Below are 2,869 nucleotides of genomic sequence, written 5' to 3'. Positions count from 1 at the left end.
TCCAAGGTCAAGCGCACCTGCTGAATAAGTTTGGTGTTTGTGGGAATTATATCCCGTCCGTTTGACTACTTATTAGTTAGGTTTATTCGATAATTTGATAGTGTAAAGTTTGACTTAATACTTAACACTTAATATATCGCGATTTACCTAAATATGAAGTGATTAACCGGACTGGATTGGAGTAAATACAAGGAGAAAACAAGGAGAAATCAAAGATGAATAAGTTGATGCCAATTTTACTAGGTGGAGTGATTCTGTTTGGTGCTGCTGCTTGCGATGAGGCTAAGACAAGTGATGAAGCCTCCTACTCTATAGATCAAAACGATGAACAACTAGTAACCTTACGGTCTGAGGGAAACCAAGGCGATGCCATGGTCAAAGGAACCCAAGAGGAAATCGAGTCGAATATTGTAACTACTCAAGAGCCAAATCAAGCCTTGGGTAACTTAGAAAACCTTGATGAAGATGACCAACTAGCCAGTTTAGTACTTAATAATTTAGAAACCAATCTCCCCAATAGCAAGTTGGAAGTTGAAGCCGCAGAGGGAATTGTGACTATCTCAGGAAAAGTATCGTCTGATGATGACTTGAGTCAGATTGCACCTTTGGCAATCCAGGTTGAAGGTGTTCAGAGTGTTGATGTTCAAGCTACTGTCAAAGAGCCAAACAGCTGATCGCTGATCTGGTCAAGTACCAATCCGTTGTTGCCAATGTTACCTAATTGATGTAATTATCTAATCCATAGAGAGGAGTTAGTCGCCTATTGCTTTTGCCATAGTGATAGGTGACTTTTGTTGTTGAGTGTCCCTCGGCTTTAATTCATGCTGTAGCAATCCGATTTGAGTTGTGAAACAGCGGAAGAGCTGGAAGATGGGGAAGATGGGGAGGAGGAGAAAGAGGGGCAGGAGAGGGAAGATGGTTAGGTGCGCTTGACCCATTATAGCGCTACGCGCAAGTCAGAAGTTAGAAGTCAGAAGTCAAATTATAGCGCTACGCGCAAGTCAGAAGTTAGAAGTCAGAAGTCAAAAGTAAGCGATTACTTACGTTTCGGAGTTTAGGAGCGATGCAGAGGTGCGACCCGTGGCGAATTTAATAATTAGATGCGGAAAACGCACCATTACGGTCTTGGGGGTTTCCCCCACTCGCGCTTTGCATCAAGACAATGTCCTAACAGTAGCGCGTAGTGCTATAAGAATTAAATTCGCTCTTTGTACGCGCCTCCTAGGGCGAGTAAATCGCCCTAGGGTCGCACCTTTCGGCAAAGCCGACGCGGGGCGCGTTCGGGTCGCACCTGAAGAATAGTATCCCCTATTGTCAATAAATTAATTGCCATGGCTATGAATAGCAATTGATTCTGATTGCAGCAAGGGGAACAATACGGATTTATAAACATTAAGATAGGTTTGGATTATCGGTGCATCGGTGTCTATAGTAATTCTGTATGATTCGTCAACAGTGACAGTTCGCAACTCAAACTAACGAACTAGGGAATCAACTAGGGGAGTATTGTTCACCTAGGAATTAGGATTGCTATGTTTGTGTGGTGCTAAAGGGGGATAAGATTGCTGATAAAGTCCCCAAATTCCCGGATCAGGTGCAACTTAGTATGATCATCAAGTCAATCCCTGTTGAAACCATAACCGCCCAGCAGATCATTGATACCTGTCTTCGCATGAACAGTCTTGGTATCAATCAAGGTACCAGTGGTAATGTGAGTGTCAGGGTTAGAGACAGTATCGGTGAGGCAATAGCAATCACCCCCAGTGGACTAGACTACGAAGACCTAACTCCTGATAAAATCTGCAAAATCTACTTCGGCAAAGACAAAGAACCGGTTTTTGCTGAGAATAATCGTTATTTACCCAGCAGTGAATGGCGATTTCACTATGACATACTGTTGAATCGACCCGATGTGAATGCTATTGTCCATACTCATAGCATCCATGCTACAGCATTGGCTTGTATGGGTATACCTATACCCAGCTTTCATTATATGGTTGCTAGGACAGGTGGGAGCAGTATAAAGGTAGCTGATTATGCTACCTTTGGCACTCAAGAACTTAGCAACAACGCCCTAAAAGCATTGGGAAATTCCCTTGCCTGTTTGTTAAAAAATCATGGTATGATTGCCTGTGGCAAAGATCTAAGGCACGCTCTGAAAGTCGCCCAAGAGCTAGAAACCTTGGCTCAAATTTATCTCAAAATCCTCAGCGTTAACAAGATTTATGGAGAACCTCAATTATTGAGTGAGGAAGAAATGCAGATAGTTATAGAAAAGTTTAAAACCTATGGAGTTCAACCAAATATTGGTAATGGGTGATTGGATAGTAATATTTTATAGCATTTATCAAATATTCAAATAGTTTAGGTACACAAGCTTGGGATTTTAGGGAATAGACAATAGGGAACAGGGAACAGGTAAAAAATACGTGTGTACAACCTGATTAATATCAGAACCCCTATAGATATGACCATAGGGATAATTAGGGATACTCTGGCTAAAGTGTTAACAAAATTAAGCAAAAATTTAAATTTAGTTAAAAATCTCAAATAAAATATTAATAAAATATATATTTTTAGTTAAATTTTCAGTTTACAATCCACCATTAGAATTGAGGATGTCATAAAAAATCAACTTAACAACAGGAGACGATTATGGTCACTGCCCCTACACCAAAGACAACACCACAGCCAACGGTCAAAATCGGACCAACTCAGCTGCTGATTAATAACGAATGGGTAGACAGCGCCTCTGGGAAACGATTCGAGACGATTAACCCTGCAACAGGAGAGGTGATCTGTGATGTGGCTGAGGCTGATGCCCCAGACGTTGATAAAGCAGTAGTGGCGGCTAGGACAGCCTTTACCA

5 protein-coding genes are annotated in these 2,869 nt (G+C 41.6%); all 5 read left to right on the top strand.

Annotation, left to right across the window (positions count from 1 at the left end):
• The first annotated feature begins 215 nt into the window (after positions 1–215).
• The gene (locus F6K20_RS32460) at positions 216–674 is read left to right on the top strand and encodes a BON domain-containing protein (RefSeq protein ID WP_008181329.1); all 459 of its coding nucleotides are present in this window, start codon (positions 216–218) and stop codon (positions 672–674) included.
• 249 nt (positions 675–923) lie between these two features.
• A complete protein-coding gene (locus tag F6K20_RS32455; RefSeq protein WP_287297512.1) occupies positions 924–1,058 on the top strand; it encodes a hypothetical protein in 135 nt (44 codons plus the stop codon).
• 22 nt (positions 1,059–1,080) lie between these two features.
• Positions 1,081–1,302 carry a hypothetical protein gene (locus tag F6K20_RS32450; protein WP_131826966.1) on the top strand — a complete coding sequence of 74 codons (222 nt, stop codon included), beginning with the start codon at positions 1,081–1,083 and terminating at the stop codon, positions 1,300–1,302.
• Positions 1,303–1,540: 238 nt separating this feature from the next.
• Positions 1,541–2,320 carry a class II aldolase/adducin family protein gene (locus tag F6K20_RS32445; protein WP_008181334.1) on the top strand — a complete coding sequence of 260 codons (780 nt, stop codon included), beginning with the start codon at positions 1,541–1,543 and terminating at the stop codon, positions 2,318–2,320.
• Positions 2,321–2,655: 335 nt separating this feature from the next.
• Positions 2,656–2,869, top strand: a 214-nt coding sequence (locus tag F6K20_RS32440) for an aldehyde dehydrogenase family protein (protein WP_287297510.1), incomplete at its 3' end; no start/stop codon positions are given.

The organism is Moorena sp. SIO2C4 (assembly GCF_010672485.1).
Classification (GTDB): domain Bacteria; phylum Cyanobacteriota; class Cyanobacteriia; order Cyanobacteriales; family Coleofasciculaceae; genus Moorena; species Moorena producens.
Note: the sequence above shows the minus strand (reverse complement) of the source record. Positions and strands in the feature narration are given on the sequence as shown.